The sequence below is a fragment of the Flavobacterium hibisci genome, assembly GCF_020026925.1.
Classification (GTDB): domain Bacteria; phylum Bacteroidota; class Bacteroidia; order Flavobacteriales; family Flavobacteriaceae; genus Flavobacterium; species Flavobacterium hibisci.
In genome coordinates, this window is the sequence record NZ_JAIQDW010000001.1 from 94,245 (window position 1) to 119,193 (window position 24,949).

17 protein-coding genes are annotated in these 24,949 nt (G+C 32.8%); 12 read left to right on the plus strand and 5 right to left on the minus strand.

All coding sequences use genetic code 11. The features are described 5' to 3' along the window. Positions 1-266: 266 nt before the first annotated feature. On the minus strand, positions 267-1,223 hold the full coding sequence (locus K8B81_RS00335; protein ID WP_223678115.1) for a hypothetical protein: 957 nt from the start codon (positions 1,221-1,223) through the stop codon (positions 267-269). 536 nt (positions 1,224-1,759) lie between these two features. Here K8B81_RS00335 and K8B81_RS00340 point away from each other — a divergent pair. From K8B81_RS00340 to K8B81_RS00355, 4 genes are read left to right on the plus strand one after another with little or no spacing between them, the layout of a single operon-like run. Further along, positions 1,760-5,005, plus strand: coding sequence for a SusC/RagA family TonB-linked outer membrane protein (locus tag K8B81_RS00340; protein ID WP_223678116.1), 3,246 nt, complete (start codon positions 1,760-1,762; stop codon positions 5,003-5,005). Positions 5,006-5,017: 12 nt separating this feature from the next. Then, positions 5,018-6,988 carry a RagB/SusD family nutrient uptake outer membrane protein gene (locus K8B81_RS00345; RefSeq protein WP_223678117.1) on the plus strand — a complete coding sequence of 657 codons (1,971 nt, stop codon included), beginning with the start codon at positions 5,018-5,020 and terminating at the stop codon, positions 6,986-6,988. 20 nt (positions 6,989-7,008) lie between these two features. After that, positions 7,009-8,223: a DUF5000 domain-containing lipoprotein gene (locus K8B81_RS00350; RefSeq protein ID WP_223678118.1), complete on the plus strand. Its 1,215-nt coding sequence runs from the start codon at positions 7,009-7,011 to the stop codon at positions 8,221-8,223. 16 nt (positions 8,224-8,239) lie between these two features. Then, positions 8,240-9,466, plus strand: a complete 1,227-nt coding sequence (locus K8B81_RS00355; RefSeq protein ID WP_223678119.1) for a DUF4998 domain-containing protein — start codon at positions 8,240-8,242, stop codon at positions 9,464-9,466. Between the two features lie 82 nt (positions 9,467-9,548). Here K8B81_RS00355 and K8B81_RS00360 read toward each other — a convergent pair whose 3' ends face one another. Next, positions 9,549-10,427 (minus strand): helix-turn-helix domain-containing protein, encoded by an 879-nt coding sequence (locus K8B81_RS00360; RefSeq protein ID WP_223678120.1) that lies wholly within the window; start codon positions 10,425-10,427, stop codon positions 9,549-9,551. Positions 10,428-10,740: 313 nt separating this feature from the next. Between K8B81_RS00360 and K8B81_RS00365 the strand changes: the two genes are divergently transcribed. From K8B81_RS00365 to K8B81_RS00380, 4 genes are all read left to right on the plus strand, one after another. Beyond that, positions 10,741-11,088, plus strand: coding sequence for an L-rhamnose mutarotase (locus tag K8B81_RS00365; protein ID WP_223678121.1), 348 nt, complete (start codon positions 10,741-10,743; stop codon positions 11,086-11,088). A gap of 115 nt (positions 11,089-11,203) precedes the next feature. Beyond that, entirely contained in the window at positions 11,204-11,845 is a 642-nt protein-coding gene (locus K8B81_RS00370) for an NAD(P)H-binding protein (protein ID WP_223678122.1), read from the plus strand. 373 nt (positions 11,846-12,218) lie between these two features. Continuing rightward, positions 12,219-12,389 carry a hypothetical protein gene (locus K8B81_RS00375; protein WP_223678123.1) on the plus strand — a complete coding sequence of 57 codons (171 nt, stop codon included), beginning with the start codon at positions 12,219-12,221 and terminating at the stop codon, positions 12,387-12,389. A 125-nt stretch (positions 12,390-12,514) separates the two neighbouring features. Next, positions 12,515-13,027 (plus strand): PRC-barrel domain-containing protein, encoded by a 513-nt coding sequence (locus K8B81_RS00380; RefSeq protein ID WP_223678124.1) that lies wholly within the window; start codon positions 12,515-12,517, stop codon positions 13,025-13,027. A 267-nt stretch (positions 13,028-13,294) separates the two neighbouring features. On the opposite strand, the gene K8B81_RS00385 is transcribed toward K8B81_RS00380, so the two are convergent. Together K8B81_RS00385 and K8B81_RS00390 are read right to left on the minus strand one after the other, a co-directional pair. Beyond that, positions 13,295-14,305, minus strand: coding sequence for a mannose-1-phosphate guanylyltransferase (locus K8B81_RS00385; RefSeq protein ID WP_223678125.1), 1,011 nt, complete (start codon positions 14,303-14,305; stop codon positions 13,295-13,297). Between the two features lie 84 nt (positions 14,306-14,389). After that, positions 14,390-15,514: a glycosyltransferase gene (locus K8B81_RS00390; protein WP_223678126.1), complete on the minus strand. Its 1,125-nt coding sequence runs from the start codon at positions 15,512-15,514 to the stop codon at positions 14,390-14,392. Between the two features lie 358 nt (positions 15,515-15,872). Between K8B81_RS00390 and K8B81_RS00395 the strand changes: the two genes are divergently transcribed. Next, positions 15,873-16,247 carry a response regulator gene (locus tag K8B81_RS00395; protein ID WP_223678127.1) on the plus strand — a complete coding sequence of 125 codons (375 nt, stop codon included), beginning with the start codon at positions 15,873-15,875 and terminating at the stop codon, positions 16,245-16,247. A 108-nt stretch (positions 16,248-16,355) separates the two neighbouring features. Here the strand turns inward: K8B81_RS00395 and K8B81_RS00400 are convergent, their stop codons facing one another. Continuing rightward, positions 16,356-17,765, minus strand: a complete 1,410-nt coding sequence (locus tag K8B81_RS00400) for an MFS transporter (RefSeq protein ID WP_223678128.1) — start codon at positions 17,763-17,765, stop codon at positions 16,356-16,358. Positions 17,766-17,993: 228 nt separating this feature from the next. Between K8B81_RS00400 and K8B81_RS00405 the strand changes: the two genes are divergently transcribed. From K8B81_RS00405 to K8B81_RS00415, 3 genes are all read left to right on the plus strand, one after another. Beyond that, positions 17,994-18,278 (plus strand): hypothetical protein, encoded by a 285-nt coding sequence (locus tag K8B81_RS00405; RefSeq protein ID WP_223678129.1) that lies wholly within the window; start codon positions 17,994-17,996, stop codon positions 18,276-18,278. 1,442 nt (positions 18,279-19,720) lie between these two features. Beyond that, positions 19,721-22,873, plus strand: a complete 3,153-nt coding sequence (locus tag K8B81_RS00410; protein ID WP_223678130.1) for a SusC/RagA family TonB-linked outer membrane protein — start codon at positions 19,721-19,723, stop codon at positions 22,871-22,873. Between the two features lie 11 nt (positions 22,874-22,884). Further along, positions 22,885-24,897, plus strand: coding sequence for a RagB/SusD family nutrient uptake outer membrane protein (locus tag K8B81_RS00415; protein ID WP_223678131.1), 2,013 nt, complete (start codon positions 22,885-22,887; stop codon positions 24,895-24,897). Positions 24,898-24,949 lie beyond the last annotated feature (52 nt).

Genomic DNA, 24,949 nt, shown 5'->3' on the forward strand with positions numbered 1-24,949 from the left:
CGTCATGCAGGTTAAGTTTATTATTGTATTGTTTTTTTAGGATTTTAGAAATAGTTAAACCTAATTGATGTGACGGATTATAGAAGTTAATTTAAAAAGTTTTTTATATGAAAGCAGAAAAGGTGTAGAGCAGTTTCTAGTAAGAGGTTCCAGATACCAAGGGTTAATTCTTTGAGCCAATCCCGACGGAAGAGGTATTGATGATGGTGCGGAGGAAGAATATAAAAAGAATGAGTAATAAATGAATAAATTGACAAATCATACATTTATTCATCCAGTTTTGCCCTGGAAGCGATGAGCCTGAAAAGCGGTTCAAATTTTTCAATTTGTAAAGTCAGATCTTCATGTGCTGCTTCCGGTCCAATGCTTCCCTGCAGGCAGTATAATTTCTGATTCTGAACCAGCATGAATTGCAACATTCGTACCTTCATAGCGTTATTATGTCGTTCCAATGATTCTTCGGCTTCTATCATAACCGCAGGTTTTCCGTCAATCATTACATCTTCAGTACGGAAAAGTTTAATATTGGGAGGCAGTATTGAAGCAATTGATTTTTCAGTCAGCTTAATACCATGCAGCTCTTTCGGTAAATCATATACGACGATCAGTATTTTTTCATTACCATTTCCATAATAGCTGGTAAACTGCTGTATTGTTTCAGGCATTTCGGCTTCTTCAGCAAGCCAGCTTTTTGGTATTGGAATTTTAAAAAAAGCTTTCTCAGCTTTAGGATGATTTTCAGTAGTAAAAAAATCAACATGGCCGTCAGTAATTTCCTGATGTGGGGCGTCATGGTATTTAAATGATAATATTCCTTTTGACAATGTATCATTATTGATAATATGCTTAGATCTTTCTTTTACTTCTAAAAGAAAATCATGTGCATATTTTTCTTTTTCAATTTTGTTTGGGAGTTCGTTATTTAGAATAGAATCTAAATAATGGTGTAAGGAGTTGTACTGTTGATAATCAAGTTCTTCTTTTAAAAATTGCTTGATATTCTTTTCAGTACGTCCAAAAATGCTTTTTAATTTTTCTTCAGTATCAGTGACATTTGGCTGAAGCTTAGGAAACTGGTCTGCAATTTTTTGAAGAGCTGCATTTTGTCCCTTTAGAAAAGCGTATGTTTCAATGGCAAACGAAACTTTTGGATCATATTTCTCACTCTGTGAAAAACAAAATGCAGGAAACAATAAACACAAAAGCAATACGATACGTGGCATGGAGTCATTTTTTAGGGAGTGATAAATTTGTTAAAATCGAATTACAGTTTTTTATATAATCCTCTAATTATGTTATATAATTGCTATTCTTTTTACTAAACTAAAAAAATATAAATATTCTATATTATATTAAATATTATCATTTTTTTATGATACTATTTTGATAAATATTTAATTGTATTAATTATTTTTTTATGTTAATATATTTTTATAAACTAAATTTAATATACAAAATGTTATATATTTTTTAATTTTTTTAGATTATAATATGTAATTATTTACAAAAATACCCCTTATTTTTTTCCAATTTACCCCCCTTGATATTTCTTTTTTTACATTTATTTTACAAATGTAAAAAACACACTTATATCTATTGTCTTCAAATTAAATAAAGAATTATAAAAATATGCTTACTTTTTTCAGTACTGCAAATTCTTATTATTTGGTAAAAAACAAACACACTTATAAATAACCTTTAAAATAAATAAGAATGAAATAAACTTTTTAAAATTTACTAACCTTTAACCAAAACCAAAATGAAAAAAAACTATTTGATTCAGTCTCTTATGATCAGGATTGAATTTCTAATGGCTATAATGATAGTCTTCAGTACTAATGCTAGTTATGGGGTAAATCCTCGGTATTATTCATTATCAGTTAAAAACACACTACAACACCAGCGATTAATTACCGGAAAAGTTATTTCCGGGGACGAAGGGATGGCAGTCCCAGGTGCCAATGTGATACTAAAAGGAACCCGAAAATCTGTAATTACGGATATGGATGGAAATTACTCAATAGAAGTGGATTCTGATGAAGCCATATTAGTATTCTCCTTTATAGGCTACAATACTCAGGAAATTAAAGTAGGTAATAGTAGTATTATAAATGTAAAATTAATTCCCACTGATAATAGTCTCAAGGAAGTTGTTATTGTGGGATTCGGAACTCAAAAGAAAGGAAGTATGGTGAGTTCTATTACCACAATTAAACCAAAAGAGCTTAAAGGACCTACCAGTAACTTAACTACTATGTTAGCAGGAAGGGTTTCTGGTTTAATAGCTTATCAGCGTAGTGGTGAACCAGGAAATGATAATGCCAATTTTTTTATTCGTGGTTTAGGTTCTTTCGGATCCGGAGCTTCTAACCCATTAATTTTGGTTGATGGAATTGAGTCTACCACAAATGATTTGGCTCGTTTGCAACCCGATGATATAGACAGTTTTTCGGTATTGAAAGATGCAGCAGCAGCAGCAGTTTATGGAGCACGGGGGGCTAATGGAGTTGTACTGGTTACTACAAAAATGGGTAAAAATGGTGTTACAAAATTTAATTTTAGGGTAGAATCAAGGGTGTCTTCTAATACCAAAAATTTCGATTTTGCAGACAATATTACTTACATGAATTTAGCTAATGAGGCTGTGAGGACACGTAATCCGGAACGAGGTGATGTTTACAACCAAAATAAAATTGCAAGAACTGCTGCCGGCGATGATCCTTATTTATATCCAAGTAACAACTGGATTGATGAATTAATTAAACCTTATACCATTAACCAGGGATATAATCTGAATATTAGCGGGGGTGGAGAAAAAGCAAGGTATTATGTTGCAGGTACCTATAATGTAGATAATGGAGTTTTGAATGTCGATGGTATTAATGATTTTAATAGTAATATTAAATTAAGAAACTATTCTATGAGGTCAAATGTCGATATGTCATTAACGCCAACAACAAAAGCAATTATTCGATTTTATGGGCAGTTTGATGATTATAATGGACCTATAGGTGGCGTTGATAAAAGAGGAAATAAAACTTCTGGAGGGGCACATATTTTTAATCTTACTATGTGGTCAAATCCGGTCGCATTTGCAAAAGTATATCCATCTAGTTATTCGCCGTATGTTGAGCATCCTCTGTTTGGTGGTGCTTTGACAGGTGGGACTACGGGTTCGATTTTAGTTAATCCTTATGCACAAATGGTTAAAGGATATCAGGTGTCTAAAGCTTCAACGATTCAAACTCAGCTTGAGTTGCAGCAAGATTTAAAAGCCATAACACCAGGGCTTAATGTTAATGCAATGGCGTATATTAGAAGATATTCTTATTTTGATGTTGCCAGACAATATAGTCCATTTTATTACATGTCCTATATAAGTCCGGAAACAGGCGAACTTCAATTGCAGGTATTGAATGATGGTGGGAAAAGTTCTGTACCACCTACAGGAACAGAATATTTAGATTATGCACAGGGAACTAAATTATTAGATTCTCGTATTTATCTTCAGGGGACAATTAATTATAATAGGACTTTTAACGATAAACATGCCGTGACAGGTATGATAACAAGTCTGATGTCTAGTTATGAGAAAGGAAATGAAGGTTCATTAGAGGGTTCTTTACCATCAAGAAATCTTGGAATTTCCGGTAGGTTTACTTACGGATTTGATAACAGATATCTTGCTGAATTTAATTTTGGATACAATGGTTCTGAACGATTTGCAAAAGGACATCGTTATGGTTTTTTTCCTTCGATAGGTTTAGCTTATAATATTTCGAATGAAAAATTTTGGGAGCCAATTAAGGACATAGTAACTAATTTTAAAATACGTTCTACTTATGGTTTGGTAGGGAATGACCAGATTGGTGATGTTAATCAGCGTTTCTTTTACTTATCTGATGTGAGAATAGGAGATGATCGTTATGGAGCCGCTTTTGGGCAGCAATATAATTATTTTCAGCCAGGAGTCTATGTTGCCCGTTATGCAAATGAAAATATTGGATGGGAAGAATCTACACAAATTAATTTAGGTTTAGACCTGCAATTTTTTAACTCTTTAAATTTTATTGTAGATGTTTACAAACAGCACCGTACTAATATTCTTCAGGCAAGAAGTAATATTGGTTCGACAATGGGGCTTACCGCAGTGCCTGTAACTAATTTTGGAGAAATTGAAAGCAAAGGTCTTGATCTGGCTGTTACTTTTAATAAACAATTGAATCAGGATTGGTACACAGAATTACGAGGAAATTTTACGTTTGCAACAAACAAAATCTTAGTATTCGATGAGATTAACTTTCCTGCTAATATGAGATATCGCTCAAGAGTAGGCCAGAATTTTGATCAGAGATACGGTTATATTGCCGAACGCTTATTTGTAGATCAAAATGAGGTTGATAATTCACCAAAACAATTTGGAGATTATACAGGAGGGGATATTAAATATCGTGATGTTAATGGTGATGGAGAAATTACGCCAAGCGATATGGTTCCTTTAGGTTACCCTACATCACCAGAAATTGTTTATGGTTTTGGAGGTACAGTTGGCTACAAAAAATTTGATCTTAGTATTTTCTTTCAAGGGGTGGCCCGTACCTCTTTTTTTATAGACTCAGAAAATATTGCTCCGTTTGTATTAGACGGTTCGTATCAGAATAATTTATTAGATGTAGTTGCAAAAGATCATTGGTCTGAAGATAATAGAAACTTATATGCTTTCTGGCCAAGACTGAGTGATAAACTTGTAGAGAATAATAATCAGACATCAACCTGGTGGATGCGTGATGGTTCATTTTTAAGATTAAAGTCTGTAGAAATCGGTTATAATGCCCCTAAAAGCTTTAATACCAAACTTGGTTTGCAAGACCTGAGGGTTTACATTAACGGAAGCAATCTTGCCGTTTGGAGCGCTTTCAAGATGTGGGATCCTGAAATGGGCGGAAATGGTTTAGGATACCCAATTCAGTCGGTTTACAATATAGGTCTTAAGGTTAATTTTTAAAAAAATAGAATCATGAAAATTAAAAATATAATTTCAGTAAAAATAAGCCTCCAGAAATTGCAAAAGTTTTACGGAATACTAGTAATAGTTTGTTTAGGAGGTTTGCAATCATGTGAGAAAGATTTTCTGGAAGTAGTTCCGGATAATGTAACCACATTAGAAAATGCTTTTAAATTAAGAAATGAAGCTCAAAAATATTTATTTACCTGTTATTCGTATATTCCTAAAAATGGAGATGGGATCTATAATATAGGAATGCTGGCAGGAGACGAAACATGGGTGGCACCAAATCGTGCAGCTATAACAAGTTATGCTTTTAATATTGCAACCGGTACGCAAAGAAAAGCAAGTCCGTATATGAATGCCTGGGAAGGATATTATCAGGGAGCAGGACCTGGAGATCTTTATCCGCTTTTTGATGGAATCAGACACTGTAATGTTTTTCTCGAAAATGTAGAAAACAGAAGCAAAGTCGCAGATTTATCTGAGGCAGAACGTTTAAGATGGATAGGCGAAGTCAAGTTTTTAAAAGCATATTATCATTATTATCTAATGCGAATGTATGGGCCAATTCCGGTGATTCGTATTAGTTTGCCTATCGATGCCTCTGTAGAACAAATACAGGTAGAAAGAGAGCCTATTGATACAACAGTTGATTATTTGGTAAGCTTATTAGACGAGGCTGCCATAGCACTGCCTACCCAAATTGCAGATACGCAAAATGAACTAGGAAGAATTACTAAGCCAGTAGTTTTAGGAATTAAAGCAGAATTACTGCTTATGGCTGCAAGTCCCTTATTTAATGGAAATTCTGATATGGCAGGGTTTAACACAAAAAACGGGACACCATTGTTTAATACAACTTATGATGAAAATAAATGGAAAAAAGCAGCAAATGCAGCTAAAGAAGCTATAGTAGCCGCAGAAAGTGGAGGTCATAAAATTTTCTATAAAAACGATATTGCATTTACTATTTCGCAGACTGCTAAAACCAAGCTTGATATAACACAGGCAGTAACAGAACCCTGGAATGATGAGGTTATCTGGGCAAATCCTAATAGCCGTACTTACGAGCTACAGCGACTATGTATGATGCCTCTGGACAATACTATTGCTCATACCCGCGCCAGAAAGGTGCTTTCGCCTACAATTGAATCTGCTTCTAATTTTTATACTAAAAACGGAGTACCTATAGAAGAGGATAAAACTTTAACATTTGGAGATATTACCGAGATAAAAGAAGCTACTGCAGCAGATAAATTCGATATTAAAGAAGGGTACCGTACTTCAATTTTAAATTTTAACAGAGAACCTCGTTTTTATGCTGATTTAGGTTTTGACGGAGCTATTTTCTATAAATATGACAGTGGTTCTGATGAAACTAAATATTATATCAAAGCAAAATACCAGGATTATGCAGGAAGTGCAGATGCCTTTGATTTTAATATTACAGGTTACTACATAAAAAAACTGGTGAATTGGGAACAACATTTTGGAAACGGAAGTTTATATAAAGAATATGCCTGGCCGGAACTGCGTTTGGCTGACTTATATTTAATGTATGCAGAAGCTCTCAATGAAGCGGATGGAATAGCAGCTTCAGGTGAAGTACTGCAATATCTGGATATCATACGTAAACGTGCAGGATTAAAAGGTGTCGTAGAATCCTGGACTAATTTTTCAACAAATCCAGGAAAATATACTACTAAGGAAGGCATGCGTGAAATTATCCACAGAGAACGCAGTATCGAAATGGCTTATGAAGGGAAGAATTACTGGGATATCAGAAGATGGAAAAAAGCAAATCAGGAATTTAATGAACCTGTAAAAGGCTGGAATGTTTTTGGTGTAACAGAAGGAGCCTATTATCAGGTAAGAACTTTAAATCAACAGCGGTTTGTGGCTCCCAGAGACTATTTTTGGCCAATTGATGAAACAACAATTATTCAAAATCCAAATCTGATACAAAATCCAGGTTGGTAAAAACATAAAAAATAATAATTATGAAACGAATTATAAAATCATTCACAAGAATATTTGTAATGTCATTAATTCTGGCTATTGTATCCTGTAATGATAATCAGGAGCCGGAACCTTTGGAAAGCAATTCAAATGGACCTGCTGTAGTGACCAATGTTATAGTGCAGAATTTACAGGGAAAAGCGAGACTAACATATACATTGCCTTCGGATGATGACCTGTTGTATGTTGTTGCGAGATACAAATTAGAAAATGGCAGGCCTATGGAAGTTAAATCTTCTTATTATTCTAATTCTATGCTTTTAGAAGGTTTTGCCGGACAGTCTACAACTGAGGTTAAAATTTATGCGGTTAATAAAAGCGAAACAGAATCTAAACCCGTTACGGTTACCGTTGCACCTTCGAAAGCACCAATCTTTGATATTTTTGATTCTTTAAATGTTAAGCCGGACTTTGGAGGTATTCGCATTACTGCTGATAATACAACAAAGGAAGAAATAGGTATTTTAGTGATGCAAAAAGATCTTAAAGGCGACTGGGTACCATTGCCTACAAGTATCTATACTTCGGTAGATCATATCGGACGAAGTTTGAGAGGTATGGAACCTGTCAAACAAGATTTTGCTATAGTTGTAAGGGATAAATGGCTCAATTATACAGATACTTTATTTACTAATATTGAACCGCTTTTTGAAGTTATGATGCCAAAATCGGCTTTTGTGACCCTGCATCTTAATAATGACACCAAAACAATTGATAATGCTTACCCGGTTACCAATTTGTGGGATGGACAATTTTTAGAATACTGGGGCTCTTATTTTACCGACAGAACGGTAGATGTGGGCAATCATTTAGTGACTTTTGATATTGGAAAGATGACTAAGTTAAGCCGTATAAGAATGTGGAATTTCTCAGAACCTATTGGAGGCCAAAGGATGTATTATTATTTGGGAGCTGTTAAAAAGTTTAGAATATGGGGAAGTAATACTTTAAACGACGGTACTCTGAACAGTAATTGGACGTTGATGGGAGAGTATGAAATCAAGAAACCTTCCGGCTTGCCTTATGGACAGGAAAATAACGATGACCTTTTAGCAGCAAGAGATGGTGCCGATTATGAAATTGCTTTAGAAAAACCTGCTGTCCGATACCTTAGAATTGAATGTTTAGAAAACTGGGTAGGAGGTAAATTTATGGCTATTTCGGAAGTTCAGGTATATGGTAATCCTAATTTTTAATCCTAAAACAAAAACAATGAAAAATTTAAGAAATATTTTAATCGCAGTTTTTGTGGTTTTGTCAGTTCTCACTATAAATTCATGCACAAGCGGTGATGAGTATCTGAAGTTTACCGAAGGCGGTGCAATTTCATATACAGGAAAAATAGATTCATTAAAATTATTTCCTGGAAGGAACCGTATAGAAGTACAAGGGCTTATCATATCAGACCCGAAGGTTAAAGAACTTCGAATTTATTGGAATAATAAAAAAGATTCAGTTGTTGTACCCATTGCCAGGACTTCAGGAATAGATGAGGTTTCAAAAATTATAGACAATTTAGCAGAGAATATATATAATTTTGAATTTAGGACCTTTGATGCCAAAGGGAATTCGTCAATAGCTGTAAAAGCTTCAGCAGAGGTGTATGGAGATCGTTATATAAATTCTTTAATCAACAGGCCAGTTCTGAACAATTTGCTTATTGGGAGTCAGTTGACTGTTAATTACATAAATTTGAATGCAGATTCGGGAGCTTTAGGAACAGAAATAGAATATACTGATTCTTCTGATCAGTTAAAAACTATATTTACGGATATTAGCAAAACGAATGTAGTAATAAATGATTTTAAGCCTGGTTCAACTTACAGATACAGAACTCTTTATAAGCCAGTCCCGAAAGCAATTGATACTTTTTATTCGGCGTATAAAAGTGTCAAACCTGTATTGGCTCCAGTTTTACTGAATGCCAAACAGCCTTTCGCTTATTCATCATATGATGGAGGAAGATGGGGAGTACTTGCAGACTGGACCACAAATACTGCGGCCAAAAATCATAATGGATATGGAGGATATGATGGAGGATGCTGTGGAAAAGCAAATAATGCTACTGTGAATTTTGAATCAGGCTGGGGAGCTCCAGGCATAACTAATGGAAAACTGTATCAAACGGTTACTGCTGAACCTGCAACATACCAGTTAAAAGTTACTGTATTTGAATCCAATCATGAACAAAATGATCCAGGCGGATTTTATATAATTGTTTCTAAGGGTAATGTAGAATTACCAAATGTAGAATCTGTTACTACCAACACGGAGGTTTTAAAATACAAAAGGGTTCTTAGCAACGGAATAGGAAATACAGAATATATATTAGAGTTTACTATAGATCAAACTACACCCATTACTGTTGGAATAACCACTTCACAACCAGACTGGGGAAGGTTTTGTACTATAAGCTCTTTTGAGATTGTAGTAAAATAACTTTTTTAAAAACACTATTGTCTAATTTTAGGCAATAGTGTTTTTATTTTTAGGTTTGTTTACTATTTCTACAGACATGAATTTAATTTAATTGACTAATCTGATTTCGGTATTCTCCCGGAGTAATGCTCACAATCTGTTTGAATATTTTTGAAAAGTGAGGCAGATTCGAGAATCCGGTATCCAGCGCAATCTCCAGAAAAGTTTTATTGGTAGTAGCGATTAAATATTGGGCTCTTTCAATTTTTTTTTCATGGATATAATGCAAAGGTCTTTGTCCGGTATGGAGCATGAATTGCTTTGAAAAATAATCCTGATTCTGATTTACCCTTTTAGCCAATTGTGCAACAGTAAGATTTTCCTTTAAATGAATTTGAATATAACTCATGGTGTCGAGTATTTTAGAGGAAGTAATTTGGGACTGATTGGTTTTAAAATCATTATTATTTAAAAAACGGGATATAAGCTGAAGGATAATGCCTTGGTTTTCAAATTTAAGGTGTGTCTTCATAGCATCATTTAACGAGGTGTATTCTTTATAATAACTTTCTCTTTCATATACTTTTGGATTGTCCGATCTGTTGATTCCTCTTCCCGGATTAATTTGAAGCATTTTTTTGATAAGTATGATATCAATTTCAGTTGCGGGAAGTTTCATCACACTTCTATTGTTGTTAAACAAGGAAATACCGTCAGCAGACTCTTCAAAAAACTGGATAAAAAACTGACTCAGATATTCATCACATTTCAGGTTGCATATGGTAAAACTTGGGATGAGATATAAAAAACCCGGCTCTAAAATTAATTCGTCATAACTATCAGAAATAGAGCCTATTCCGTCATCAATGTAATACAAGCGATAATAAGGACTAACCACATTGTAGTAATTCCATTTGTTATTAAGTTTAACATAGTCAATATGCAGTAATGAAAAAGAATATTTGAAGATGTTTTTAGACATGAGATAGGTGTAAATCGTTTTTCGGTAATAAAAAATCGTTTTTATATAAAATTATATATATTGTCTAAGCTATATTTGTGATAAATATATTTGTTAAAAAATATTATATAACCAATTTTATTTATAAAATACATATAATAATAAAAAAATATGATTTGTTTTTGTGATAAAATTAAATAAATCATGAAATAAATAAATCGGAAATATATAATTTTTTTTCTAAAACATATTAAAATGAACAGAAGAAATGCTTTGAATGTTTTCCAAGAGGAGGATTTTAGCTGTTATTAATAAATCTATATTTAAGTTTACTATGAGTACAAAAAGATTATGTTATGCCTGTGATTTAATTGATAATCCGGACTTAATAGAAGAATATAAAAAGTATCATGCTAAGGAAAATAGCAGACCTGAAATTACAAAAAGTATTAAAGATTCAGGAATTGTTGATATGGAAATCTATATCCTTGCCAATCGGCTATTTATGATTATGGAAGTGGATGAAACGTTTACTCCCGAACGAAAACAAATGATGGATGCTGCTAACCCGAATGTTCAGGAATGGGAAAAATTGATGTGGAAATTTCAGCAGGCGCCTCCCGGAGCTAAAGAAGGCGAAAAATGGCTGCCAATGGAACAAATCTATAAATTAGGCCATTAAAATTTGTCGAATATCAGAATTAAATATTTGATTTTTGATCTTTTAGATTATTTTAAATATTTACGCTTTGTTATTGATGCTTTCATTAGATTTGATTGAAAATTCTAAATGTAATATGAAAGCATTAGTAATTGGAGCTACAGGCTCAACAGGAAAAGAATTAGTTGAACAGCTTCTGGAGGATAGTGATTATACTTCTGTTTCAATTTTTGTGAGGCGCTCAATAGGAAAATCCCATTCAAAACTTACGGAACATGTTGTGGATTTTTCAAAAATAAATCAGTTTACCTCTTTAATTTCAGGAGATGTTCTTTTTTCATGCATTGGAACGACATTAAAATTAGCTGGTTCAAAAGAAAATCAATGGAAGATTGATTTTGATATTCCTGCGGCAGTTGCTGTAGAAGCCAAAAAAAATGAAGTAAAGTCTTTTGTATTGGTTTCCTCTTATGGTGCTTCCTCAAAAAGCACTATTTTTTATTCTAAAATGAAAGGAAAACTCGAAGATTATATTGCTGCCCTTAATTTTGAGCAATATCTGGTTTTTAGGCCAGGACCGCTTATAAGAAAAAATACGGATCGCTTAGGTGAGAAAATTTCAGTTAGATTAATAAAAACTCTAAATTCAATTGGAATTTTAAAAAAATTAAAACCAATTTCTACTGCTTTTTTAGCTCAAAAATTGATAAAAGCTCCTAAAAAACTTTCGTCAGGAATGGTTATACTCGAAGTGAGACAGATTTTGGAACTTAATTAATTTTCAATTACTTCTATTTTTAAAGTGATCAAATAAAGAAAAAGCAACTTTCTGAACTTGTTCTAGCAACGCCGTGTGCGAAGATATCTCACTTCCCAATTTTCTTACATAGAATTGTATCTTGATCGTAAAAATATATCATATTGCAATTCCAGTAAAACAATATGTAATTGCGCTCAAAAATTATTCTTTTTTCTAAATCTGGAAATATCTCCACAAAAATATAGTTTCTTAAATCAGAAATTGTATTTGTTACAAACCATACCTTACTGGGAATTTTATAACTTATACCTGAAATTAAATACTTTAGCTGCAAGTTCTCATTTGTATTTTTATTATAAACTTAAATATTTAATAATAAAAATCATATGTTATGGCAGAAATTAAAATTGAAAAAAAGAAGCCGGTATGGCCATGGATTGTAGCATTACTTTTAATTGCAGGAATCCTATATTATGTCTTTTTAAGAGATAACGAAGTACAAACCACAAACAATGGCGTAGAAATCGAAAATACTACGAGTACTGATAGCATAGGTAATTAATCAAAAGACAAGACTAAAATAATTTATTCTAACATCTACATTTCGCACAGAAAAGAAGCGGTAGTAAGCTTAAATTTTTAAAATTAAAGCAGAGGATACAATCAACTTAATTTAAAATAAGATTTATGGAAACTAAAGATAGAAATTTATACAGGCTGGATGAACTTTCTGATTATAAAATTGCCTCGAACTATTCTGATGTAAGAGGATGGAAAATAGTAGACGCAGATAACCGTACTATTGGTAAAATCGATAATCTGTGGGTGAATAAAGATATGAAGCGAGTAGTATATCTGGATGTAAATGTTGATAAACAATTAATAGACGACAGTCGTAACGAGATACATGAGGCTATAGCGAATGATAATGGAAGGGAGTTCATTTATAAAGATGGAGACAGCCATATTATAATTCCAATTGGTTCAGTCAGTATAAATAAAGATACGAAAACTGTCATGGCAACCAATATTGGATATGATACATTTAGAAAAACAAGCAGATATAACCTTCAGCATAATTTTGACAGAAACTATGAAAGAAGAGTATTGAATTCGTATTATCCAGATGAAGATTCAAGAATGGTGTCAGACAGTGATGATGACGCTTTTTACAACCGAAGAGAATTTGACGGTCGTTAATGCCGGTGAATTGCTTTAACCAACATATATAAAAGATCAACGTTAAGAATGTTTGATCTTTTTTTTACTTCGGACTGACTCATGGATAATATTTAATAGTTATATTATTGATTACTAATGGTATATTTGATTTTTGGAAATGAATCTGCCCAGCGATCTGTTAAATACTAACGTTTCGTCTGGGCAGATTTTTTTAATCGTGGTATTAATTGCTATCAAATAAATGTTATAAGATTAGGCTGTTAAAATTGTATGAATTTTGAGATTTTAGTGTAATAGCATTGAATTTTGTTTTTCTAAGGCACTATAAATATCCTTAACATCCTGAGAGTTTTCTTTTTGCAAAATTAAATTGGCTGTATCCGTATAGACAAAAATCGTATTTTGTAGTCCCAGAAATGTCGTATGTTTTTCACATCCAATTGTCATATTGCCATAAGCATCAACAGGGTGGTTTCCTGAAAGAAGATAATCATAAACTGATTCAAAAGACCCTAAATCTGACCATGAAAAGGAGGCAGGTACTACCTTTATTTTCTTGCTATGCTCCATAATTGCGTAATCTATACTGATAGATGGAATTTGCATGGATAAAGCTAAATCCAGAAAGCCATTGTTATTGGCTTCCCAAACTGCTTTGGACTTTTCATAAACCTCTGGCTGAAACTTCTTCAGCTCCTCTAATAAAATGCCTGCCTTAAAACAAAACATCCCGCTGTTCCATAAAAAATTACCTCTTGCCATAAATTCCTTGGCAGTTGTTTCATTAGGTTTTTCGCGAAAAGAGATAACATTATCTCCAAAAGCTTCAATATAGCCATAACCTGTTTCCGGCTTCGTTGGTATGATTCCAAAGGTTACAATAAAGCCTTCCTGAGCTTTTGATACAGCACTTTCTATTGCAATATTATAATCATCCATTCCTTCGATTATATGATCAGAAGGAGTGATGATGAGAATGTCATCCGGATTTGCTGCAAATGCTGCAAATGCAATGGCAGCCGCAGTATTTCTAGGTGTTGCTTCTACTATGTTGATATACTGAGTGTTAGTTTTGTTCATCACTTTTTCACTTAAATGATGATTATCTGCATTTCCTACTACCACTACTTTATCTGCCAAATGGCTATTGCGGTCCACTGTCATCTCAAAAAGAGATTTTCCATCAAATATTTCTAAGTATTGTTTTGGTCTGCTTTTACGTGACAAAGGCCATAGCCTGCTGCCAACTCCGCCCGTTAATATTACATGTATTAGCGAATTGTAGGTTTTTTTCATGTTTTCTAAAATTTACACTTTTATGGATGATTTTAAATTTCTTCTTTGTGTAGCAATCCAGATTTTAAATCAGGATTTTGGCTATTATTTGCTAAAAACACTCAGTATAGATTGCATCTTTTCAACAGTTTTATCCCAACAGTTGCTTGTGAGAATGTTTTGATATTTCTTTTTCATTATTTCCTGATCATTTTTATTTACAAATGAACTAATAGCCTCAGCAAATTCGTCAGCCCTAGCTATGAGAGTAATAGAGCTGCTGTAATGCTCAATATCTGTAACCTTTGTTGAGATTATTGGTTTTCCGGCAGCCATGTACTCTAAAGTTTTTGTATTGCTAATGTATTTTCTTCCACCATTTAGTTTAAAAGGCATCATAGCAATATCAATAGCTTTAAGATAATTCGGAAGTTCGTCATAACACTTCATGCCCAGATAATGAATATTTGCTTCTTGCGGAAGATCTGTCGTAGCAACTTTTCCAATCATTACGAATGAAATATGAGGCATTTTTTTTGCAGTTTCGTGTACTAAACTTAAATTAACAGATTCATCTATTGTGCCATAGTAACCCACAATTGGGCCCTTAATATCACCGATGTCGGCAGGGATGGAAATATTATTGAGAGCCTGGGCAAAATGATTTTTATCTGCACAACTTGGAAAATAATGTACATTGTGATGCAATTGCTTTTTGGAATCATAGAGCGGCTTTCCGGCTGTAAATATAGCATCAGCATTCGCCATCAGGTATTTTTCGTGCTCAATTAAGTGTGAAGAATCTTCTTTAAATGACGAAAGTTCATCCATGCAGTCATAAATTATCGTGTCAAATTCCAGAGTTTCTAACAACGGACAGAAGGATGCAGAATAAAACCATCCAACAGCTATATTATTATTTTTTACATATGCAGGAATGATTGCTGCGATTTCATTAATGTTTGATACATTGGGCTGCAACACATTAAGATTTTCATTTATTATCATCAGATTACCTGAATTATCATTTTCTGGTTGATTCACAGGTTCTTCAATAAATAAAATTTTCATTGTATTAGCCATTCTGCTAATGATGTGTTGTGGTCGATCATATACAACCTGCCATTTTAAATGACAAAACACAATCATGTCATAATATTGGGCTTGGGTTTCAAATCCTCCAGATTGTCTTTTTGAGCTTATTTCTATTTCTTGTAAATTATTTGTCATAACAGGAATGTGTAGATTATTATTGTGCTGGTATTTACAGGCAAAAATAAAAGCATATAAAGAAAACTTCTTACAATTAAAAATTCAGTTGTTATATAATTTACAGTAAATTCTTATTGTTAAGTAGTGTAAAATGGATTCTCATATTAAAATAAAATATCGAAAAATCTAAAAATCACAATTATCAAATTCTGGATATAGGATATAATAAGTTTGAACGAATTATTAAAAGATAAATTGTTTGATTTTGATTAAAACCTGTATTATTCACCAGTACAGGTTTTATTTTATTGTTTTTTTTAAACCGTACTTAGAATAGATTCGTATATCAATAAGAACATAATAAACCGCTATTAAAATGTTGTACCAAAATATTTTATTGATTGATGATGATCCGGATGATATAGATTTGCTAAAGGTGGCAATTGCGTGCATAGATAATAAAAAAAAATGCGAGTCTGCCGGGAATCGAACAGAAGTGCTGAAAGCCCTTCATAGTAATCAACTGCCGGATATTATAATTTTAGATCTTGCTTTGCCCGGAGTATTTGGCTCTGAGTTATTAGGTTTAATAAAAAACGCTTCTTTGACTGCGAAGATTCCAGTAGTTTTATATTCCTCGCATAGTAAGGAATTAATGGAAGAAATTGCCAAACCATTTAGTGCAGACCACTACATCAGTAAGCCTAACAGTTTCCAACAACTTGTAGATTCACTTAAAAAAATTTTTTAAAACATGCTTTTTAATGTTTTGGTATAGAAATCAGAAACGACAGATCTGAAATTATTTAATTGAGAAATTGGGTTTACAATCTAAAAGATTTTGAAATATTATAATTATTTATTCTGCTGATTTTAAATTGTCCCCGTCCTTATCATGAAGGCGTCTGAAAACGCCGCCTGAAAGAATGGTGAGTAATCCCACAACTAAGAAGGTATACCGAAAAGCATTATGAATTTCATTGTGAATAAGTTTTACATCACCTTTAAAAATTTTAAGTACAAGTAATCCCAGAGCAATTCCAAAACCTATAGCAAGCTGTTGATTTACAGAAACTAATGAATTTCCACTGCTGGTATGATAATTTCTTAAGTCAGCGATCGAAATAGAATTCATTGATGTAAATTGTATAGAGTTGAAGAATCCCAAAACAGCAATAATAGGAATGTACCAGTAAATAGAAGTATGAATGGAAGGAATGGCTAAAGTACAAATTAGCAGGCCGATGATAAAGGTATTGACCATCAGGGTTTTTCGATATCCAAAAGTATTTAAAATTTTAATTACTGCAGATTTTCCAAATATTGCAGTAAGTGCCATAGGTGCAACTATCCAGCCCGAAGTAACCGCTGATTGTCCATAAGCAATCTGAATCATCATAGGCAACAGCAAAGGAATTGAACTATAACCAAGGCGGGTTGCCAGATTTCCTAATATGCCAACTCTAAAAGTGCGGACCTGAAATAAATTTAAAGGGAAAATAGGATTTCTGTCTTTTATAGCATGGCGGTAATACCAGTACAACATCAAAAATCCGGACATTAATATGAGTAATACAGGCGTAAGACGTACTGTATTTCCAAATAATTCTAATGAAACAGATAACAGCAGAGATGCTGCAGCAAAAATTAAAAATCCCTTTAAGTCAAAATCAATTATAGGAGATTTATAATCGGGCATGTATTTCATACTTAAGAGCATACCAATCATTCCAAAAGGAATATTTATAAGGAAAATCCAGTGCCAGGATAAATAATCAACCATATATCCACCGACCAAAGGCCCTAACACAGGTCCTATTAATGCAGGAATGATAGCAAAATTCATAGCCTTTAATAATTCTCTTTTTGGAAATGTTTTAATGAGTGCAAGTTTTCCCACAGGAGTCATTAAGCTTCCGCCTATACCCTGAACAACACGCGCAAGGACTAAATGTATCAAAGACTGGGATAAAGCACATAAAACAGATCCAAGACTAAATAGCATCAATGCAAAAATAAATACTTTTCTGGTTCCAAATTTATCTGACAGAAAGCCACTCACAGGCATGAATAGTGCCAATGTCAATACGTAGCTGATAATTGCGTTTTGCATTTCTAATGGAGATTCATTCAAATCTTTAGCAATAGAAGTTATAGAAGTATTGAGAATAGTGGAATCCAGCATTTGCATAAAGATTGAAGTAGCCAGAATTACAGGAAGTATTTTTTTTGTTATGTCATTGTCAGGAATGGAATGGTTTTTTTGCATTGCTTTGGGTTTATCAAATATTTATAAATTTAGTATTAACAACACTTAATTTAATTATAAAATTTGAAATCGATATTCTTTTATTCTCATTTTTAGATTACTAAATCTTTACGAATTATGCTGTTACAAAATTTGTTTATCGTTAGTGGATTAATATGTGATAATTATGTAAACAGATCACTATTTGTTAATCTATATTTAAAAATATTAATTTATAAAAAAAACATTATGAAAACGACACTAAAAAATATCTGTACAATACTTATGGCAGGAGGATTATTAATATCCTGCAAAAATAAAGATAACAGTAATATGGATAATAAAGCTGTAACTGATAGCACTGACATGTCTGTCGACACTATTGGTCCGGCAATTGATTCATCCGCAACTTTAAATTCTGGTAAAAATGGTAAAAATGGAACAACAGGTGCTACGGGTGAAAGTTCGACAGGTTCAGGTACTGATGGTTCTACTCAAAAAGGAAATCAAAATATTAAGACTGACTCCATATAATCAATATGTTGAAATTTAATAAGTGTCAGTACAAAATAAGTCGAATTGATCTTTTTTAAGTTTCTTTAACCGGTTCGGTGAAATTTATTTTTTTTAATTCTGTCGCATCAACTTAGATATAAATCTGTCTAAATCTGCTTTAATCTGTGTAAATCTGCGTGAAAAATTAATACGCAAAAGGATTTTACGCAGATTTTAAAGGATTTTCGCAGATCAAATTGGATTTAATCCTTAAATGAAGCTATTTTATTCTATTTCACCCAACAGGTTTTCTTTAGATTTATAGTTAAATAAATGCGACCTTTCTTCTTATATAATTTAGTATTTATTCATATAGTTTCGTATTGTTTACTATATCTTATTATAAAATAAGTTATCATTTACTTAAAACTACTAATGAATAAACAATCAAAAAAAATTTTTTTTATAAGAAAAATAATTCATTAAGCAATTATCGTTATTTTCTTCCAGTAAGTTTATTCTTTCTTTCCTTATGTGTCTCGGTATGTTTGTAAAAAAAATAAATGTTTTTTTCACATTTATCATTTTAACAACATTTTTAAATATTGTTTCTTAATTTTTTAATCATTAAATTGTAAATGAGTGTAAATTTAAATTAAAAATAAAAAATTAAGAATAATAATGTCTTATACGTATAAAAAAACAACTATTTTTCTAAATGTGTCAATAAAAAAGATTAGCAATCGGTTGTTTGATTTCTCTTTTTACATATATTTGTTAAAGAATTTAACATTTGAATAATATTATAAGGTTATATATTAACATTAATTTCAATGTTTTTTAAGTGTACTGAATAGTCTAAAATCGTTTATATGTTTAAATATACATATTTTAGATATTCTGGGTTTTACTCAATACAGTAATCTTAAAAAATAGTATTAATAATGATTAGCGTTGTATTAATTCGTTTAATTTTTAGCTTATAAATTACTCATTTTACAGTACAATTACACAATCGATTGTTTGGTGTATTTTGCTTTCAAATTAAAACACAATAACTCTCTGATAATTTAACTAACCTCAAAACCTAATTATGCCTATGAAATAGTCTACAACTCAAAATTTGCAATTTTGGAAGTAAAAAATTCTATAATGCTATTCTAACCACATAGATTTAATTGTTTTTCTTCTAATACATTTTTTAATGTATAATTAACTATTATGCATTTTGGCAGTTTTAATGGTAAAAGCATAATTGATTTTGCCATAGATGAATGTAGCAAATCCGATCCTCATTTTTTTTATATTCTGAATAAAAACTTTATAAAAAAGGGAATTATCCAAAATATAGCTGATAAAATTCTATTCATTTTTAATCATATTAAAACTGGGTATAGGTACTGCTATGAATATAAATTAATATTCTAATTTGAAATAATTAAAAAATGTTAAAACATTATAAAAAAGCACAATTTATAAAAATGCTACATAGAAGTAAAATTTTGATTTTTACAGTTTTATTTTCGTTTTCTAATTTGTTATTTGCAGGAGAAACAAAAAATAGATTTTCTTATGAAAAAAACGACATAAAGTTAAAAGATCAAAATTATACTGTGACAGGTATTATTACTTCTACAGTAGATAAATTACCTATTCCTGGTGTAAATATAACTGTTAAAGGAAGTTCAGGATATTCAGCTATTTCTGATTTTGATGGAAAATTCAAAATTAGTCTCCCTTCTGCAGAGGCCATATTAGTATTTAGCAGTATCGGGATGAAGACTATAGAAGAGAAGGTCTCAGCAAATTCAAATGTTACTATTAACATGTCTCCTGATCAAACAGCTCTTACAGAGGTTATTGTTGTGGGTTTTGGTAAACAAAAGAAAGAAAGTGTTGTTGGAGCTATTACGCAAACATCGGGTAAAGTTTTACAGCGTACCGGAGGTGTTTCCAGTTTAGGTGCCGCCCTTACAGGTAACCTGCCAGGAGTAACCACTTTGCAAACTACAGGAAAGCCAGGGGAAGAAGATCCTGAAATTATTATTAGAGGTGTTAGTTCCTGGAACAATAGTAGTCCTCTTATTCTTGTTGATGGGATAGAACGTTCTATTAATAGTGTTGATATTAGCTCAGTTGAAACTGTTTCAGTATTGAAAGATGCCTCGGCTACTGCGGTATATGGAGTTAGAGGAGCTAATGGTGTAATACTTATTACTACAAAAAGAGGTGTTGCAGGTAAAGCTAAAATTGACTTTGGTTTTAATTCAGTAATGAAATCAGTTTCAAAGCTTCCGGGTAAGATGGATGCTTATGATGCTCTTATGGTAAAAAATAAGGTGATTGAATATGAATTGAATCAGCAGCCATCAAGTTGGGAATATATGAGATCTCAGGCTTTTATTGATAACTACCGTAACCAAACTACTCTCGAACAAAGAGAAAGATATCCTAATATTGACTGGCAGGATTATTTATTTAAAGATGAGGCGATGGCTTATAACGCTAATTTAAATATATCTGGTGGTACCGAGAAAGTAAAATATTTTGCAGCAGTAGATTATGTCAATGAGGGAGACCTTGTAAAAGTACCTCCAAGTGGACAAGGGTTTGAATCCGGCTATAATTATAACAGATTAAATACCAGAGCAAATTTAGATTTTGAATTAACTAAATCCACTACATTCAAAGTAAATCTTTCTGGTTCATATGGTGTAAAAAAAGCACCCTGGAGGGTAATTTCTGAAGGGTATATGTGGGCAGGAGCTTATGGTACCGCTCCTGATATTTATATGCCAATATACTCAGATGGTTCCTGGGGTTATTCTCCCGCCAATCAGGTAGATGGGGCTAATTCAGCACTAAACTTAGCGATAGGTGGATCAGAGGCCAAAACAACTACACGTATTGCAACTGATTTTAATTTAAGACAGGATTTTGGAAAACTGCTTAAAGGTCTTTCAGCTAATATAACTTTTTCTTTGGATAATAGTTTTCTTGAAGAACAAAGAGGAATTAACAATAATAATTATATAGTTAAAGAGAAATATATAGATCCTCTTACAGGAACTGTTACTATAAGAAATACTCCAGATGTAACAACCAACTTTGATTTTTATGAAGCAACAAACTGGACTGTAAATGGTGGTACTATGAATGATGGTTTAACTTATCGAAATTTAAATTATCAGGCACAAATCAATTACGTTCGGGATTTTGGCGATCATGCTGTAACGGGAATGGGAAACTTTCAGCGTCAGGAACAAGCTACAGGAGCTAATATTCCTTCATATCGTGAGGATTGGGTTTTCCGGGCTACTTATGGTTACAAAAAGAAATATTTTATCGATTATAATGGTGCTTATAATGGATCTGAAAAATTTGCAGCAGCAAATAGGTTTGGATTCTTTTCTTCAGGCGCTATAGGATGGATGATCACAGAAGAGAAATTTATGAAAAAACTTACTTTTATAGATCAGCTAAAAGTAAGGGCTTCCTACGGTGAGGTTGGAGATGATAGCTATAGTGGAGGCCGTTGGTTATATGAAGATGTGTATGGTAGTAATGTTTCGCAATCTCTTTTAACTCAGGGAAATCAGGGGGAATTAAGTACATATGGCTGGATCACACAAACCCAGATAGGTAATCCTAATATCGCATGGGAAAAGGTGACTAAAAAGAATTTAGGAATCGATTTTTCTTTTTTAAATAAAATCTTCTCAGGGAGTGTTGATTTCTTCAATGACTACAGAACAAATATTATTTTGAACGGAAAAGACAGGGCGGTACCCTCTTATTTTGGATTTGCTCCACCTGTTACTAACACCGGTATAGTAGAGGTTAAAGGTTATGAGATAGATTTTCGCTATAGTCAGCCAATATCCCAATATTTACGATTATGGGCTAATTTTTCGTGGACACACGCAGTGGATAAAGTTATTTATAAAGATGATCCGGAACTTCTTGCTGCTTATCGTCAAAAAGCTGGTTTTCCTAACAGACAATCTTATTCAATGATTGATAAAGGCTTTTATAATAGCTGGGATGAAGTATATGGAAGTACAGCATTTGAAAACAATGATTCAAAGATTCCGGGTAATTACAGGATATTAGATTATAATGGTGATGGTGTAATTAATGGTCCTGGAGACACAGTACCTTTTGGTTATCCAACAAATCCTCAAAATACCTATAATGCTACTATTGGTTTCGACTGGAAAGGTTTTAGTGCAATGGTTCAGTTTTACGGAGTGAGTAATGTTTCCCGTTTCATAGCTACAGAAAGTTTTCCTAAGGCTTATTTTAATACCGTTTACGAACAAGGAAGTTATTGGTCTAAGGACAATCAAAATGCAGATTCCCCGATGCCTAGATTAAATAGCACTTTAAATTCTGCAAGTAATGGTACGCGCTTTTTGTATGATGGTTCGTATGTTCGTTTAAAAAATGCAGAAATAGCTTATACCTTCACTTCAAACTGGACCAAAACGATTGGACTTGAATCATTACGTATTTATGCAAACGGTAATAATCTTTTCTTATGGACTAAAACACCTGATGACCGGGAAGTAAATGGAAATACTGCTTATCCATCCGTAAGACGTATCAATTTAGGCTTTAGATTAACATTATAAAATAGTATAAAATGAAAAAATATAATAAGATAGTACTGTATTTTGGACTTTTCTTTTTTCTGGCAGGAAGTATCACTTCATGTTCAGATTATCTAGATATAAAATCTGGAGCTACGGGAGATCCTGACGATTCATATGCTAATTTTCGTAATTTCCAGGGTTTCACTGAAGAATTGTATAACTGTATTCCTAGTTTTTGTAATCGTGATGACAATAATTTCTTTAACAATGGTGAAGAAGAAATGTGGCAACAAAATGCTACTAATCAGGGTGCATGGATTTGGCAGATGGATTTGGGGAATTTTAGGGCATGGATAGGACCGGGTTATGGTAATGGGGGATCTTTTCTGGATGCTGTAAATATTACCGCAACTGCTCCAGCGGGTTTATCCACAGATAATGATAAAAGAACAAAAGCGCTATGGGGAGGTTCATGGTATGGAATAAGAAAAGCCAATATAGGTCTTGCGAATCTTGAAAAGATGATAGATGCCACCCAGGAAGAAAAAGATATAATTGCAGGTCAGTTATATTTCTTTAGAGCCTGGTTTCATATGCAAATTATAAGCTATTGGGGAGGGATGCCTTATATTGATCAGGTATTGCCTTCTGATCAGCCTTTACGATTACCACGCCTTACTTATCAGCAAACTGCAGATAAAATTGGAGAAGATTTTAAAAAAGCGTATGATTTACTGCCAGGAAACTGGGATGATGTAGCGGCAGGAAATGCTACCAAGGGTAAAAATGAACTCAGGATTAATAAATGGATGGCTATTGCTTATTTAGGTAAAAATTATTTATATGCCGGAAGCCCGCTTATGAATAAAGCATCTGGAGGCGGAGAAACATATAACACAGAATATTGCAAAAAAGCAGCAGAAGCTTTTGGAATTTTATTGAACGCTGTTGAAAACGGTTCATGCCAGTACAGACTTCTTCCTTGGGGTACTAACGGTACTTCTTATGAGCAGGTATATCGTACAAATGGTCAGGGAGGAAGAATGCCCGGGTCTTTAAATACAGGTGGAGTAACCTATTTAGAGGCCATTTTTAGAGGGCCGAATTATGGAGGTACTAGTCAGTCTATGGATAAGGAATATTTATGTGCAGGGGTTTTACAAGACAGAAGCTGGTCACAATATCCTACAGCAAATTATGTAAATTATTTTGGTATGAATAACGGAATGCCAATCAATAGTGTAAACAGAGCAGATGTTGATGATCCTGTTTCAGGTTATGACACACACTATCCTTGGAAAAACAGAGACCCAAGATTTTACCTTAATTTTGGTTTTGATACCAGAAAAATGGTGAATTCTACCAGCACAGCTGATGCAAAAAAATTCACTTATGCTAATTTATATGATGGAGTCAAAGTAGGGAATTATAGATCAGAAAGAAATAAAGGCAGTAATACCGGTTATTTATTGATGAAATTTAATCCTCTGGGATTCAATAAGTATGATAATGCTTATAATAATCACCAAATCCATATTCCTTGGATGCGATTATCAGATGTTTATCTAATGTATTCAGAATCAATTGCTATGGGACATAATAATATTCATGCAACTGCAACAACTTGTAGTCTGGATGCTGTAGCTGCTATAAATAAAGTGCGTAACCGTGTATTGTTACCTAATGGGAATCCTTTACCAGGAGTAAATGCTGCTTTTTTGACATCTCCTGAAGTTTTTATGTCAGAAGTAAGACGCGAGCGTGCTGTAGAATTAGCCTATGAAGGACACCGTTTTAATGATTTACGTCGTTGGCTTCTATTAACTAAGTATCCTTATAATGTTAAAACAGGAATTAGTTTTGATCGTGATATTCCGGAAACAAATGATGTAACTCCAACAAATGTTTTCCTTGATAAAGTTAATCCTGAGAATAATAAAATAAATAATTTGAAGGAATATGTAGTTTTTGAACGTCTATATTCAGATAAGCATTACTGGCTTCCATTAAAGCAAGCTGATGCGAGCATCTATTTAGAGTTTGATCAAAATCCTGGCTGGTAATTGCAATATATAATCGAAAAATAAATCATAATGAAATATATCAAAATAGTTT